Annotated in this window: 12 protein-coding genes and 2 pseudogenes; 5 read left to right on the forward strand and 9 right to left on the reverse strand. The window is 73.7% G+C overall.

Features of this window, described 5'->3' with window-relative positions:
• Positions 1-10: 10 nt before the first annotated feature.
• From ACIQVD_RS18375 to ACIQVD_RS18385, 3 genes and pseudogenes are all read right to left on the reverse strand, one after another.
• Positions 11-199: pseudogene (locus tag ACIQVD_RS18375) on the reverse strand (response regulator transcription factor); the annotation flags it as partial.
• A gap of 162 nt (positions 200-361) precedes the next feature.
• Positions 362-955: pseudogene (locus tag ACIQVD_RS18380) on the reverse strand (AAA family ATPase); the annotation flags it as partial.
• A gap of 10 nt (positions 956-965) precedes the next feature.
• Positions 966-1,571, reverse strand: a complete 606-nt coding sequence (locus ACIQVD_RS18385) for a VOC family protein (RefSeq protein WP_402290266.1) — start codon at positions 1,569-1,571, stop codon at positions 966-968.
• A gap of 239 nt (positions 1,572-1,810) precedes the next feature.
• Between ACIQVD_RS18385 and ACIQVD_RS18390 the strand changes: the two genes are divergently transcribed.
• On the forward strand, positions 1,811-2,266 hold the full coding sequence (locus tag ACIQVD_RS18390; RefSeq protein ID WP_402290269.1) for an SRPBCC family protein: 456 nt from the start codon (positions 1,811-1,813) through the stop codon (positions 2,264-2,266).
• A 91-nt stretch (positions 2,267-2,357) separates the two neighbouring features.
• Here ACIQVD_RS18390 and ACIQVD_RS18395 read toward each other — a convergent pair whose 3' ends face one another.
• Both ACIQVD_RS18395 and ACIQVD_RS18400 read right to left on the reverse strand, forming a co-directional pair.
• The gene (locus ACIQVD_RS18395; RefSeq protein ID WP_402290272.1) at positions 2,358-2,720 is read right to left on the reverse strand and encodes an acetyltransferase; all 363 of its coding nucleotides are present in this window, start codon (positions 2,718-2,720) and stop codon (positions 2,358-2,360) included.
• Positions 2,721-3,068: 348 nt separating this feature from the next.
• Entirely contained in the window at positions 3,069-3,881 is an 813-nt protein-coding gene (locus ACIQVD_RS18400) for a metallophosphoesterase (RefSeq protein ID WP_402290275.1), read from the reverse strand.
• Positions 3,882-4,105: 224 nt separating this feature from the next.
• On the opposite strand from ACIQVD_RS18400, the gene ACIQVD_RS18405 reads away from it, so the two are divergent.
• Entirely contained in the window at positions 4,106-4,645 is a 540-nt protein-coding gene (locus tag ACIQVD_RS18405; protein ID WP_402290277.1) for a hypothetical protein, read from the forward strand.
• Positions 4,646-4,858: 213 nt separating this feature from the next.
• Positions 4,859-5,698, forward strand: a complete 840-nt coding sequence (locus ACIQVD_RS18410) for a hypothetical protein (RefSeq protein ID WP_402290280.1) — start codon at positions 4,859-4,861, stop codon at positions 5,696-5,698.
• Positions 5,699-5,797: 99 nt separating this feature from the next.
• On the opposite strand, the gene ACIQVD_RS18415 is transcribed toward ACIQVD_RS18410, so the two are convergent.
• On the reverse strand, positions 5,798-10,087 hold the full coding sequence (locus ACIQVD_RS18415; protein WP_402290651.1) for a discoidin domain-containing protein: 4,290 nt from the start codon (positions 10,085-10,087) through the stop codon (positions 5,798-5,800).
• A 620-nt stretch (positions 10,088-10,707) separates the two neighbouring features.
• Here ACIQVD_RS18415 and ACIQVD_RS18420 point away from each other — a divergent pair.
• Entirely contained in the window at positions 10,708-11,703 is a 996-nt protein-coding gene (locus tag ACIQVD_RS18420) for a serine hydrolase (protein ID WP_402290283.1), read from the forward strand.
• A 61-nt stretch (positions 11,704-11,764) separates the two neighbouring features.
• Here ACIQVD_RS18420 and ACIQVD_RS18425 read toward each other — a convergent pair whose 3' ends face one another.
• On the reverse strand, positions 11,765-12,343 hold the full coding sequence (locus ACIQVD_RS18425) for a DUF1990 family protein (protein WP_402290285.1): 579 nt from the start codon (positions 12,341-12,343) through the stop codon (positions 11,765-11,767).
• A 151-nt stretch (positions 12,344-12,494) separates the two neighbouring features.
• The gene (locus ACIQVD_RS18430) at positions 12,495-12,707 is read right to left on the reverse strand and encodes an EF-hand domain-containing protein (protein ID WP_100834392.1); all 213 of its coding nucleotides are present in this window, start codon (positions 12,705-12,707) and stop codon (positions 12,495-12,497) included.
• A 255-nt stretch (positions 12,708-12,962) separates the two neighbouring features.
• On the opposite strand from ACIQVD_RS18430, the gene ACIQVD_RS18435 reads away from it, so the two are divergent.
• Positions 12,963-13,526 (forward strand): EF-hand domain-containing protein, encoded by a 564-nt coding sequence (locus tag ACIQVD_RS18435; protein ID WP_402290288.1) that lies wholly within the window; start codon positions 12,963-12,965, stop codon positions 13,524-13,526.
• Positions 13,527-13,568: 42 nt separating this feature from the next.
• Here the strand turns inward: ACIQVD_RS18435 and ACIQVD_RS18440 are convergent, their stop codons facing one another.
• Positions 13,569-14,132 (reverse strand): hypothetical protein, encoded by a 564-nt coding sequence (locus tag ACIQVD_RS18440; RefSeq protein WP_400681341.1) that lies wholly within the window; start codon positions 14,130-14,132, stop codon positions 13,569-13,571.
• Between the last annotated feature and the right edge of the window lie 164 nt (positions 14,133-14,296).

Below are 14,296 nucleotides of genomic sequence, written 5' to 3' on the forward strand. Positions count from 1 at the left end.
TGACGGGAGGTCAGCCCGCGTGGCGGGTCAGCGCGTCGCGCAGGGCCGCCCGGCTGGTGACGCTCAGTTTGGGGAAGACGCGGTACAGGTGCGAGCTGACGGTGCGCGGCGACAGGTGCATCCGGGCGCCGATCTGCTTGTTCGTCAGGCCGCTGGCGGCCAGGTCGGCGATGCGGCGTTCCTGCCAGGTCAGCGCGCCCGGCGCCGGGGGCGGGGTGTGGGGCGGGGCCCCGGCGAGCCGCAGGTGGCGGGCCGTGGGCTCGTCGGGGAGGGCCGCGATCGGCAGCTCGGGCAGGGCGGCGGCGTCGAACCGGGACGGCAGGCCGGGGCGGACCGCGACCAGCAGCCGCACCGGACGGCCCGTCAGGCGGCGGCCGACGAAGCCGCAGACGTCGGCGCTGGCCTCGTCCAGCCACTGCCCGTCGTCGAGGACCAGCAGCAGCGGACGCTGCTCGGTGGCGAGGGCCAGCAGGCGCAGCACCGCGATGCCGAGCGTCATGACCGAGGGCGGGCCGCAGTCCGGGGCACCGCCCGGGCCGCCGCGCGAGCCGCCGCGCGAGCCACCGAGCGGGCCGCCGAACACGGTGTCGAACGCGGTCCGGGCCGCCTCGTCCAGCCGTGCGGCGTCGGCGAGCAGCGGGTGGAGCAGCTGGTGCAGCCCGGCCCAGGGCAGCGCCGACTCCACCTCGACGCCGGCCGCCCGGACGACGGTGTGGCCCTCCCGCTCGGCGAGGGCGGCGGCGTGGCCCAGCAGGGCGGACCGGTCGGCGTCCGCCGCCCCGCGCAGCACCAGGGCCCGGCCGGCGGCGGACGTCACGAACGCCGCCAGCTCCGCCCGCTCGGCCTCGCGGCCCGCCGCCGCCACCGCCGTCACCGGTCCCGCCGTCGTCGCGGTACCGGCGCACCGCCCGCAGCCGCCCGCGCCCGCCCCGCCCGTGCCGCCCGTGCCGCTCACGCCGGCCCACTCAGCGGCCGAGGCCGGCCGCGCGCGCCATGTGGGCGGCGTACCAGGCGGGCCAGTCCGGGTCGGCGTGGCCGAGTTCGGCCTCGTGCGCGCCGTGGGCGGTCGCGGCGTCGCGGAGCGCCGATTCGAGTGCGTCGGCGGAGCGGTACACCGCGTGGTCGATCCGCCCGGGGCGCCGCTCGGTGACCTCCTGGAGGACGAAGGTGTTGCCGTCCGGGTCGGCGAACGAGGCGAACGAGCCGTACGACTGCCGCTTCGGGTGCGGGCCGGTGACCCGCTCGGCGGTGCCGGCGTGGTGGAAGACCCCGCCCGCGTCGTGGAACACCTCGCTGACCTCGACCCCGGCCGCCGCCAGTTCGGCGCGGGCCGCGGCGACGTCGTCCACCACCAGGTGCACGCCGTGCTCGGAGCCCGGGGCCGCGGCGGTCACGCCGCTGCCGACGATCAGCGACGCGGCCGAGCCGGGCGGGGTCAGGTGCACCACCCGGAAGCCGCCGGGGCCGGTGTGGTCGACGTCCTCGCGGAACCCGATCCGGGTCCAGAACTCCTTGGCCCGGTCCACGTCCGAGACCGGGACGACCACGACCTCGATCTTGAATTCCACCATCGTCGGCTCCTCTGCGGCCCGGGACGCCGGTCGGCGTCCCACCGACCACGATCCCCGGACCGCGGGCCCGTCGAGCCGGTGCCGGACCCTGGTCCCCCGGGTCCCGTACCCGGGCCGGGGCACGGGCCGGGCACGGGTCGGCCCGGGCCAGGGTCCGGCACCGGCTCGACGGGGTGCGGGCACCGGGCAGTCTGGGGGCCGTCCGGCAGACCGACGCGAGGAGCGCAGGGAGAAACCCCATGGCAACCATCCACTTCACCGAGCGGACCCTGGCCACCCCGGAGCAGTTCGTGGCGTGCCTCACCGACTTCACCCCGGGCCGCCGGGAACTGTTCCCCAACAGCGCCGACGAGTTCCTCCGGGTCCACACGGAGGGCCCCGACCACGCCGAGGTCACCGAGGGCTCCGGCGGCGTCTGGGAACGGCTGCGCTACGACTGGTCCGACCCGCACCGCGTCGTGATGACCACGGTCGACTCCAACCTCTGGGGCGGCGCCTCCGGCCACACGTACACCTTCACCCCGCTGCCCGACGGCACGACCCGGCTGGACGCGGTGGTGGTCCGCGAGGGCAAGAACCTCAAGGGCCGGATCACCGGCCTGCTGCTGGGCAGCGTCGGCAGGGGCGTCCTGGGCAGCGCACTGAAGAAGACCGTCGCGGCGGTGGAGTCCCGCCACCGGCTGACCCGTCCCTGACCCGACCCTGGTCCGCCCCCGGTCCGTCCCCGGTCCGAAGGCCCCGCCAGGCCGGACCGGGAACCGGCCGGGCGGGTCGCGGCGGGGTCGGTCAGCCGCAGTGCTCCCAGTCGGAGCCCCAGCTGATGCCCTCCGCGTAGCCGCCCCACGAGATGCAGGTGCCCTTGGCGCTGAGCTTGACCGGGCCGGCGTAGTACTTGTAGTAGCCGCCGTCGGCGGAGCCCGCCAGGTCGCTCTCCCGGTCTATGTGCACCCGCAGGTCGTACGTCCTGGTCCCGGTCGGGCTGCGCACCCAGGTGACGGCGCAGTTGCTCGACCCGTTGTAGAACAGGTAGATGTCGGCCACCGAGCCGAGGGCGTGGTGGTCGATCTGGTAGTAGCCGCTGCCGCAGGCCCCGCTCGGGGTGCTGGCGGCCTCGGCCGGAGCGGAGACGGACACCATCCCCGCGGTCATGGCCAGAACGCTGAGCGCGAGGGCGGCCCTCCGCTGTGACGTGCGCATGAATCTCCCCTTGTTTCGGTACTGGTCTCGGAACTTCCGCAGGCACGATAGCAGCGACCAAGATCAATTGACTACCGGTCAGTAAGCCGCCAACCGGCCTGTTTCGCAAGGGAACTGACGGTGTCCACCAGCCACGGGCGCGACCGCACCCCCGGTCGGCCGACGGCCCGCCGACAGGGCCCGCCCGGACGGAGAACGGCGACCCGGGGCGGACCGGGCCCGCGCGGCGGGGGCTGGAGCGCGAGGACGCAGGGGCGCGAGGACGCGGGGCGCGAGGGCGCGGGGGCGGCCGGGGCGGGCTCAGGCCAGGCGGGTGAGCAGGATGCGACCGCCCTCGTACACGCCGCCGTCGATGGCGACGACCCGGTCCTCGGCGTAGCGCAGCGCCTCCCGGACGTGCTCCGGGGGGATGCCGAAGTGCTTGGTGAGGGTGCTGTGGCCGTGCACCAGGACAGTGCCGCCCAGGGCGTCCAGCATCCGGGCGACCGGGTCGCCGGGGTCGGTGGACCGGGCGTTCCGGAAGGAGCCGCGGGAACTCATCCGGCGGCTGAACTCCAGCCAGGCTCCGGGGCGTTCGTCGGCCAGGGCGGTGGCGGCGGCGCGGTTGACGGCGGCGATCCCGGTGCCGAGTTCGAGGTACTGGGTGGTGTCGGAGTGCACCAGCAGGTGGTCGTCGACCAGGACGGCGGCGGGGAGTGCGGCGAGCCAGTCCAGGTGGTCGGGGGTCAGGCGGCGCAGGTCCCGCTCCTGCCCGCCGAACCGGGCCCAGCCGCCGTGGAACCCGCCGGGCTGGCTCCACCCGGGTACGGGCGCGGTGCCGAAGCGGTGGGCGGCGAGCAGTTGCACCTCGTGGTTGCCCAGCAGCGCCCCCACCTGGCCGCCGGCGTCCGCGGCCTGCTCGGCGAGCCGCCGGACGTCCTCGATCACCCCGATCCCGTCCGGCCCCCGGTCGACGTAGTCCCCCAGCAGCCACAGCCGGGCCCGCCCGCCGGTCCAGCCCCCGTCCTCGCCGGTCAGCCCCGCCTCCCGCAGTGCGTCGCGGAACTCCGTGCGGTGACCGTGGATGTCGGCGGCGGCGTACAGCGGGGCGGGGGAAGCAGGGGAAGGGGACACGGCCGGGACGCTATCAGGAGGGCGGCGTCCCGGTTCGGCCGGGCCGACGGCCGTCCGCCCGTTTTGGCGCCCTTTTCGACGGTGGGTCCCGCTTTACCCGGGAGCCTTTTCTCCGGGTTCTCGAACCGGCGGGAGAACCGGGGCGACCGGAAGGGCGGGACTCCGGTACGGTACGTCAACCGATCGACTCTTTATGCACACCTTATGTCCAGTTTGGGATTTCTGTGAACATTGACTTCAGCCTCGACCCGGGCTTCTCCTGGTACGTCGTCCTGCTGATGATCAGCGGTCTGATAACGATCTGCACCGCTCTCGTCCCCGCCTCCGGCCTGAGCACCGGCCTGCGAATCTTCAGCGGCCTCGCCGGTGCCGCGTTCTTCGGCTACGGCGTCTACCTCGCTTTCTTCTTCGAGGGCAGCGAGTACTTCATCATCTTCAAGGCGTTCATCGTTCCGATCGTGCTGGTCGCCAACTTCGTCCGGTCGATGATGAACCGCGCCAAGGGCACCCCGGTCCCCCCGCAGAGCCAGGTCCCGTACCCGGGCCAGGCGCCCTTCCAGGGCCAGGCCCCGTACCCGGGCCAGGCTCCGCAGCAGGCCCAGGCCCAGCCGCCGTACCCGGGCCCGATCCCGGCCCAGCCGCAGGCCCCGGCCCAGCCGCAGGCCCCGGTGCAGCCGCCGGCCCCGCAGCAGCAGATCCCGACCCAGCCGACGGCTCCGGTCCAGCCGGCGGCCGGTGCCGTGGGCACCGACCACAGCGCCTGACGGCTCGGCCACCGCTCCACGAAGCCCTGTTCACCGAAGCGCCGCCCCGCCGCCGTGCGGGGCGGCGCTCGCGGTTTCCGGCCGGGGCCGGTGCGGCGCGGGAGGGGCGGTGGTCCTTCAAGGTCCTTGCGCGGCGGGGCTGTTGACGGCCTTTACGCGTTCATGGATAGTCTCACGCGCGGGAGCGCCCCGCCGGTCGGAAGGGGTGTCGGGATGGGAGTCCACGGGGTGGCGGCGGCCGGTGCGCGGGCGGCGCGGGTCGATCCGCTGCTGGCCGACCGGGTGGTCGAGGCGCTGCTGCTCGTCGGTCTGCCCGTCGCGCACGGCGGCCACGGGCCCGGCGTCCACCTGTTCGCCACCGGCGGCGCGGCCGGGGACGGGGACGGGCGCGGGGTCGATCCGGACCGCTGGCCGCTGACGCTGCGCTGGCTCTGCTCTGCCCGGCTGGAGGAAGCCGCCGCGGCGGCCGGGGCGGGCAGCCCGTGGCCCCGGACCCGGCAGGTGGTGGCGGACAGCGTCGAGACCGCGCTCGCCGAACTGCTGCCCGCCCTCGGTCTGGCCGCCGTCCGCGAGACACCCGCCGGCCCGACCCGGGTCGGGCCGGCCGGTCCCACCGCCCCCGCCGATCCCGCCGATCCCGCCCGGCAGACCGTCGCCGTCGCGGCCGCACCGGCCCCGACCGCCCCGCCGACGGACCCGGCGCCGCACCTCCCCGCCGAGACCCTGGCCGCCGTCCGCCGCAGCGCCGCGCTCGCGGGCCTCCCGCTGGCCCGGCACCCCCGCGCGGCCGGCGTCGCACTCACCAGCTGCCCGCCCGTACCGGACGCACCGGACGCAGCGCTCACCACCGACGTCCCGGACGTCGTGGACGTCGCCTGGCACCCGTCCCCGCAGCTGCCCGGTGCCCCGGCGGTGTCGACCGCCGTCCGGGAGGCTATGCACCACGCGGTCGGCTCCGTGCTCACCGCCTGCGGCCTGCGCACCTCCTGGCACCGTCCCCCGGACAGCCCCCCGCACCTGCACGCCGACGCCCCGGCCACCGCCGCCCGCTGAGCCGTCCGCCCCGCGACGCGGTCCGGCCCCGGCCGGGCGGAGTGGTTCCTCCGTCCGGCCGGGGCCGTCGCACCCGGTTGCCAGGGGCGCCGGGAGCGGCTACCCGTTGGTGATCGTGAAGCTGGTGCCGGGCTGGCGGACGATGTCGCCGTCCGCGGAGTTGCTGACCTGCACGTTGGTGAGGACGGCGCTGCCGCGGGCGCCGGACATCGCCAGGATGCCCGCGCCGTTGTTCGACTTGTCGATCCGCACGTTGCTGATCTTGACGTCGGGGAGGGCCCCGCCGCCGGTCTTGAACTGGATGCCGTCGTAGGTGCTGTCGTGGATCTCGGTGTCGCGGATGACGACGCCGGGGATGTCCTGGCTGGCGGCGAACAGGGTGAGCGCGCCGAACTCCTGGGCCTCGTTCCAGAACGCGCCGCCGCTGCGGTAGATCGCGTTGTTGGCGATCAGGGTCTGCCCGGAGAAGGGCAGCGGGTCGTGGTCGGTGGCGAGCATGATGCCGGGGTAGTTGGCGGTGTCGTAGACCAGGTTGTTCTCGATCCGGTTGCCGTAGCCGCCGTACACCGCGATGCCGGTGGCGCGCCACGGGAGCTGGACGGTGTTGTTGACGAAGGCGTTGTCGTGGCCGATGTCGACGGCGGTGTTCTTGACGTACTTGTTGGCCCAGACGGCCATCGAGTCGTCACCGGTGGTGCGGAAGGTGGAGTTGAACACCGAGGAGTTGCGGGTGCCGTCGGCGAAGTTGATGCCGTCGGCGTAGGTGTCGCGGATGCGCATGCCGCTGAACTGGAGGCCGTCGGCGGGGTTCCACAGGTCGGGGATGTTGTCGTAGTCGCGGCCGACCCAGACGGCGACGTTGGCGTGCTCGATCCAGACGTTCTCGATCTTGGTGTTCTTGCCGAACCGGCCGTTCAGGCCGACGCCGCCCTCGGCGCCGTCGGAGGCGCCGCGGATCCGGCCGGAGCCGAAGATCGCGATGTCGGAGATCCTGGTGTTGTCGTCGATGTCGAAGCCGAAGTTGCCCTCGTGCGGGTGGTTGATGCTGCCGGTGGCGTTCTGCGGTTCGGTGAGCGTGTAGAACTGCGAGTACCACATGCCCGCGCCGCGGATGGTGACGTCGCGGATGCCGACCTGGTTGTACATGCCCCGGTTGAGCGGGTCGTCGGTGAGGATCTTCTTCTCCTGGCGCCACTGGCCCGACGGGATCCACACGCAGGGGATGGTGCCGTTCTGGTTGGCCGTCACGGCGGCCTGGATGGCGGCGGTGTCGTCCTGCCCGTCGTCGGGGACGGCCCCGAAGTCGGCGATCGAGGTGCACTCGGCCGGCTTGGCCTTGGGCGGGGCGACCTGCTCCAGGTCGACCAGGTCGATGGTGTAGAAGGACGCGGTGTCGCCGCTGTCGCGCTGCAGGCGCAGCTTGGTGCCGGCCGGGTAGCTCTTGGGGAGCAGCGCGTGGGTCTCGTCGAAGAGCCGGCGGGCGTCGGCCTGCGGGGTCTGGGTGAGGCCCTCGGGCTGGTCGGTGTTGCCGTACAGCCAGCTGTGCTTGGAGGAGAGGGTCAGCTTCTGCACGAACACGTTGTCGGCGTAGAGGCTGAGCGTGGCGTCGATGCCGCCGCCGCCGGGGGCGTCGGGGATCGAGTTGCGCACCACGATGGAGTTGGTCGGGACGGTGGAGGTGATCTCGACGTACTGGCCGGTGGCGGTGAGCTTCACCGACTTGCGGCCGGAGGACTCGGAGGCGTAGTTGGTGTGCCCGAAGGTGCGGGTGGCGTCGGCCTGGAGCAGTTCGCCCTGGTAGGCGCCGTCCTCGGCCTCGTAGCTGGTGAAGGGTGCGGCGGCGCCGCGGCCGACCACGATGGCCTTGCTGAGGGTGTTGTTGTTCTCGTTGGTCTCCTTGGCGGTGCCGGTGGCGTCGGCGGTGACGGTGATCGTCGCGCCGCCGGCGACGGCGGTCCAGGTGCCGGTGACCGGGAGGGTGAGGGTCTGCCCGGCGGGGATCGCCGGGGTGGTGGTGTTCAGCGTCGCGGTGCCGACGGTGAGCCGGGTGACGCCGGCGGGGGCCGGGTCGATGCCGCGGTTGTGGAGCTTGACGGTGAAGGAGGTGGCCGCGCCGGCCGCGGGGCTGGCGGGGTTGGGGGTGACGTCGAGGACCTCGAGGTCGGGTCCGGGTGCCTGGCGGACGGTGATCGGGCTGCCCGCGGCGAGCAGGTTGTTGTCCTCGTTGCGCTCGCGGACGGTGTTCTTGGGGTCGACCCGGGCGCTGGGCAGGTAGCTGCCCTGCGGGCGGGTGCCGATCTCCTTGCTGACGGTGGCGGAGGCGCCGGCGGCCAGCGCGGGGACGGCGACGTTGTCGGCGAGCGCGCCGCCGAGCAGCAGGTCGACGCTGGTGGCGGCGGCGGGCAGGTTGCCGGTGTTCTTGACGGTGGCGCGCAGCGTGATCGCGGTGGCCTCGTCGGGGTCGGCCGGGGACCACGCCACGTCGGTGACGGTGAGGTCGGGGTTGGGCGCGGGCGTGCCGATGGCCTGGAGTTCGGCGACCTGTCCGGCGGGGGCGCCGGTGTTGGAGGTGAACTTCAGCTGGAGGTCGGCGACCCGGCCGGTGACCGGGACGGTGACGCTGTTGCCGCCGTTCGCGGGGTCGAAGCGGTAGTCGGCGGCGGCCTTCAGGCTGGTGAAGCCGGTGGCGCCGTCGACCCGTCCGAGCACCTGGATGTTCTGGGTGCGGGCGCCCCACGCCGGGTCGGGGTTGAGCTTGACGACGACGCTCTGCAGGTCGGCGTCGGTGCCCAGGTGGACGGTCAGGGTGTTGGGGAACGCGCCGGAGTTGCCCTCCCAGTAGGTGGACAGGCTGCCGTCGTTGGCGTTGGCCGGGGCGAAGGTCCAGGCCTGCCCGGAGGCCTCGATCGGCTTGCCCGCGGCGAGGTTGCTGCCGGGGGTGCCGGTGCCGCTGCCGCTGCGGGTGACGGGGGCGCTGGGGTCGGACTGGTTGCCGGCCGCGTCCTTGGCCCGCACGGTGTACGTGACGGTGGCGGTGGCGGGCTGGCTGTCCGTCCAGGTGCGGACGGTGGCGGCGGTGCTGGCCTTCAACTGCCCGTCGGCGTACACGTCGTAGCCGGTGACGCCGACGTTGTCGGTGGCGGCGTCCCAGGTCAGCTTGATCTGTCCGGCGGCGGGCTCGGTGTAGGCGAGGTTGCCGGGCGCGCTGGGCTTGACGGTGTCGCCGGGGGCCTCGCCGGTGCGGGTGACGGGGGCGCTGGGGTTGGACTGGTTGCCCGCGGCGTCCTTGGCCCGCACGGTGTACGTGACCGTCTCGCTCGCCGGGCGGCTGTCCGTCCAGGTCAGCACGTCGCCGGCCACCGAGGCCGCCAACTGCCCGTTGGCGTACACGTCGTAGCCGGTCACCTTGACGTTGTCGGTGGCCGCGGCCCAGACCAGCTTGATCTTCCCGGCCTCGGGCTGGCTGTACGTCAGGCCGGTCGGCGCGGTGGGCGCCTGGGTGTCGCCGGAGGTCGGGCCGTACGCCTCGAACTCCGCCAACTGGGCGGCGGGCCAGGCCGAGTTGGCGGTGAACAGCAGCCGCAGGTAGCGGGTGGTGCTGGTGGGCAGCGAGACGGTGACCTGGTTCCCGGCCGCCGGGTCGAAGCTGTAGGCGGCGGGGGCCAGCAGGTCGGTGAAGGAGCTGCCGTCGGTGGAGCCCTGGACCTTGAAGGTCTCGCTGCGCTGCTCCCAGCCGGGCGGGAGCTTCAGCACCAGCCTGTCGACCTTGACGGCGGAGCCCAGGTCGCCCTGGATCCACTGCGGGAAGGCGCTGTTGCTGCTCTCCCAGTAGCTGGCCTGGTTGCCGTCGGCGGCGTTGCCCGGGGTGTAGTTCTGCGAGGTGCCGCTGGCGGTGAGGGTGCGTCCGGCCAGCAGGTTGGCGGAGGCGGCGCTCGTCCCGTAGACCTCCAGCTCGGAGAACTGGGCGGCCGTCCAGGCGCTGTTCGCCGAGACCTGGACGCGCACCCAGCGGGCGCTGGCGGCGGGGAAGGTGATCCGGACGGTGTTGCCGGTCGCCGGGTCGAAGGAGTACCCGGCGGAACCGACCAGCGGCGCGAAGGTGCTGCCGTCGGTGGAGCCGAGCACGGTCAGCGTCTCGGTGCGGGCGCCCCAGCCGGTGGGCAGCTTCAGCGCCACCTGGTCGATCGAGGAGGCGCTGCCCAGGTCCACCTGGACCCACTGCGGGAGGGCGCCGTTGCCGCTCTCCCAGTAGCTGGCCTGGTTGCCGTCGTTGACGTTCGCGGCCGTGTACTGGCCGTTGGCGCTGCTCGCCGTGACGGGCTTCCCGGCGGCCAGGTTGGGGCCGCCGGCCGCGTGGGCCGGTAGCACGGGGCCGGTGAGCAGGAGCATTCCCGCCACGACCGACGTCGCCGTCAGGCGTGGCAGTAGGCGCTTGGATCTCATGACGTCCCTCTGTCTGGGGGTGGGTGGGGGGAGGGGAAAGTCGAGAAAACGACAGACATCTGTCTGTTTTTTGCGCGAGGGCACTCAAGAGTTACAGAGGGGTGATGAGAGTGTCAACGGACTCTAAAGAGGCTCCGCATACGGATCGACCGACGGGCGGCAACGGGCGACGGTGCGCAGGGGGTCGGGGCTGGGCTGCGGGGGCGAGAGCCGCGCGCGGGCTCCGCCACCGCCCCGTGGAACGAACCGTTTCCTTGAGGTAAACGGGTCAACGGCAAGAAGTAGAGAGGCTGGTGCAAAATCTCGACTGCCGGGAACGCCTGTGCCGCCGCGCATCACCGCAGCCCGGCGGAGTCGTGGCGGGATGGAAGCCACCCAGACGCGGGACGGGAGCAGGCGGGATGGGGTGCCGCACCGTCCTCTCGGATCGATTCCGTCCGCCCGCTTGCGCAAATAACGCAAGCAGACTGTCACTTTCTTGCGCGACCACTCCCCCGCCCGGCTTCTCAGTGGCCGCTCAGGCGGGGCTCATCGCAGGTCAAGGCGGGCGGCAGAGCATCGTCCGCATGACAGCACCATCGGAACCCCGGACCTCCTCCCGCCGACAGGAGCGTCGGACCAGGCGCGCCGGGCGGATCAGGCGGGCGGTCGCCGTGGTGGTGGTGCTCTCGGCACTCGGGGCCTGGCTGGTGCTCTCCCGCTCGACCACCGGCGCCCCGGCGAGCGCGGTGACGTCCGCCTCGGTGCCGTCGGCCGACACCGCCGACACCGCCGACGACACTGCCGACGACGCGGCCCAGGACCCGACGGCCGACAGCGGCACCACGCCGGACGCGGACCCGAACACGGGCGCGAACACGGACGCGGACTCCGCGCTGGCCGCCGCGCTCGACGGCCTCGACGGGCACTTCGCCGTCACGGTGACCGACCCCGGCTCCGGTGCCACCGCCGGTTGGGGCGGCGACGCGTTCGTCACCGCGTCGATCGTCAAGGTCGACATCCTGGCGGCCCTGCTGCTGGACAACGACGGCGTGCTGACCGGCGACCAGCGGGCTGCGGCGGCGCTGATGATCGAGCAGAGCGACAACGACGCGGCGACCGCCCTGTTCGACGCGGTGGGCGGCGCGCCGGGCCTGGACCGGGCGAACGCGGCCTTCGGCCTGACCGGGACGGTCGCCGGGACGGACGGCTTCTGGGGGCTGACCAGCACCACCGCGGCCGACCAGGCGCGGCTGCTGCGGGTGGTGTTCACCGCGGACTCCCCGCTGGGCTCCGCCTCCCGCGCCTACCTGGCGAAACTGATGGGCCTGGTCGCGGACGACCAGGACTGGGGCGTCTCCGCGGCGGACCAGGGCGGCGCGGTGCAGCTGAAGAACGGTTGGCTGCCCCGGGACAGCACCGGCCTGTGGGTGGTCAACAGCATCGGCCGGATCGAGTACGGCGGCCGGTCCCTGCTGGTGTCGGTGCTGAGCGACGGTTCGGCGAGCGAGGACGCGGGCATCGCGCTGGTCGAGTCGGTGGCGACGGCGGCGGTCCGGGCCTTCGCCGCCGTCCCGCAGTAGCCCCGGCCCCGCCCGGCGGCCCGGACGGCTACCCGGTCGGCGGCCCGCCCGGCGGCCCCGTTCAGGCCGGCCGTCCGCTCCCCGTCCGGGCCGCCGCGCGGGCGACCACCCGCAGGTAGCGTTCGACCGCGAGGTGCTGGAGCAGCAGGGCGACGGGGCGGCCGAGCCGGGCGTACCAGGTCGCGAGCCGGAAGAACGCGGTGATCTCGAACCACACCTCGCCGTCCGCGTCCCGGCTCACCACGAAGGACTCCTCGCCGCGTTCGGGGTGCCCGGGGAGGGTGCCGTAGGCGAAGCCGATCCGGTCGGGTTCCTCGACCGTCCAGACCACCCGGCACGGGATGACCAGGCGGGGCAGCCGCAGTCCGGGCAGGGCGAGCCGGAGCAGGACGGTGTCGCCGGGGAGGATCCGGCCGGGCGCCGGGTGGATCGCGAAGCCCGAGCCCAACTGGACGCCCCAGCCGAGCACGTACGCCCCCGCGCGCTCCAGCACGGCGGGCCCGTGGCCGAGGTGGACGCGGCGGCGCAGCCGGGCGTACCCGGCGGGCGGGGCGGCGGACCGGGTGGCGCCGACCTCGGGGTAGCTGGGCGCGGCGGCGCAGGCGGCCCGGTGGCGCGCACGGAGGTCGTTCGACGGCACCGGTCAGTTGTACGGCGTCCGGCGGCGGTCGGGCAACCTCGCCGCCGCGGCGTCCGCGTCCGCTCGGCCGGCCGGCCGCGCCCGGTCGGCGCGCCGCGCCGCGTGTGCCGCGCCGTGCGCCGACCGGGGAGGGGCCGTCCGCTGTCGGTCGTCAGCCCTGGAGGGAGGCCCAGAACTCCTCGAAGGACAGCTTGCCGTCGCCGTTCGCGTCCTTGGCGTTGATGATCGCCTGGGCGACCGTCTCGGTGACGTGGTAGTCGCCGAGCTGGGCCATGACCGTCTTGTACTCACGCGCGGTGATCCGCCCGTCGCCGTCGACGTCCAAGCGCGCGAATGCCGCCCGTGCCGCTTCGATGTCCGCCACGAACCCACCCCTTTTCTCACTGTTCCACTGCTTACTCGACGCCGTGTTCGACGCGCGGGCCACAATAGCCGCCGCTCCCGGCCGTCCGACAAGCCGGTCCCGGTCCGGCGCGCGCCGGGCTCCGCGCTCCCCCGGCGCGGGGCCGCGTGGGCGCCGTGCGACCGCGCGCTGCCGTAGGGAGCGCCGGGGTGGAAAGGATCACCTCGCACCCGGACGAGGTGGGGATCCGGGCCGGGCTTCGAGAAAGGCACCGCCATGGCGAGCGAGTTCCAGCGTCACAAGCTCACGAGCATGTTCCACGCCTTCGACACGGACCGGAACGGCTACCTGGACCAGCAGGACTTCCGGGCCCTCGCGGACCGCTGGAAGCAGCTGCCCCGGGTGGCGGCGGAGCCGGAGCTGGCGGCCCGGGTGGAGCGGGTGATGCTCGGCTGGTGGGACACCCTGTACGCGGCGGCGGACACCAACGGCGACGGCCTGGTCGACATGGACGAGATCCTGGCCGTGGTGGACCGGCTGCCGGAGATGCGCCCGGCGGTGGCGGAGACCTCGGACACTATCTTCGACGCGATCGACGAGAACGGCGACGGCCGGATCTCCCGGGAGGAGCACCGCCGCCTGGTCGACGTGTGGAACGGGCAGCCGACGGACACCACCGGCGTCTTCGAACTGGTCGACCTGGACGGCGACGGCTTCCTCTCCCGGGAGGAGTTCACCGAGCTGTGGGCCCAGTTCTGGATCAGCGCGGACCCGGCGGACCCGGGCAACCACCTGTGCGGGGCGCTCGCTCCGGCGGCGGACAGCGCCGCCGGAGCCTGAGGACGGCCTCCGGACAAGCGCGGGTGCGGGGGTGCCGGCGGCTCAGCCCTGCTGGGCGCGCGGGGCGCGGGCCTGGACGAGGGCGACGTAGCGGATGGTGAAGACCATCGGGACGACGAAGCCGGCGATCTGGACGATCAGCGAGGCGGTCGAGTGCCCGTGGCCGCCGTGGGCGAGGACGCCCAGCACCACGGCGGTGACCGCGAAGGCGGCCGTCCACACCGCGGTGATGATCACGTTGACCCGGATGAACGGCTTGAGCGTCCAGAACTCCCGCGGGGTGGTGCGCTTGGCGATGCCGAGCGTGAACGGCTTGCCGATCAGCAGCGAGCCGCCGGCGATCACCGCGAGGACGGCGGAGGACAGCGTCGCGGAGTAGTCGCGGACGCCGGAGTGCGGGTCGGCGAAGGCGATCGCGGCGAGCACCGCGAAGTACAGGGCGGAGCCGGTCTCGATGATCAGCGCGTCCCATCCGGCGCCGGCGGCGCGCTGCTGGACGATGACGGCGGCCGCGACCACCAGGCCGGCCAGCGCGGCCCACTGCCACTGGGACGAAGGGACCACCGCGAAGATGATCCAGGGCAGGAACGTGCGCAGGTAAGACATGGGTGCGATATCCCCCTCGATGGTCGGCCGACACTTCCTCAGGCCGTCTTTCCGCAGGATATCCACTACGGGGACCGGGCACACCGCCCGTTCGCTGGACGGATCATGACACTTCGTCGGCTGGACGGATCATGCCACCCGGGCGTCCGGACGGGGCGGTGTGC

The sequence above is a fragment of the Kitasatospora sp. NPDC090308 genome, from assembly GCF_044769485.1.
GTDB lineage: Bacteria > Actinomycetota > Actinomycetes > Streptomycetales > Streptomycetaceae > Kitasatospora > Kitasatospora fiedleri.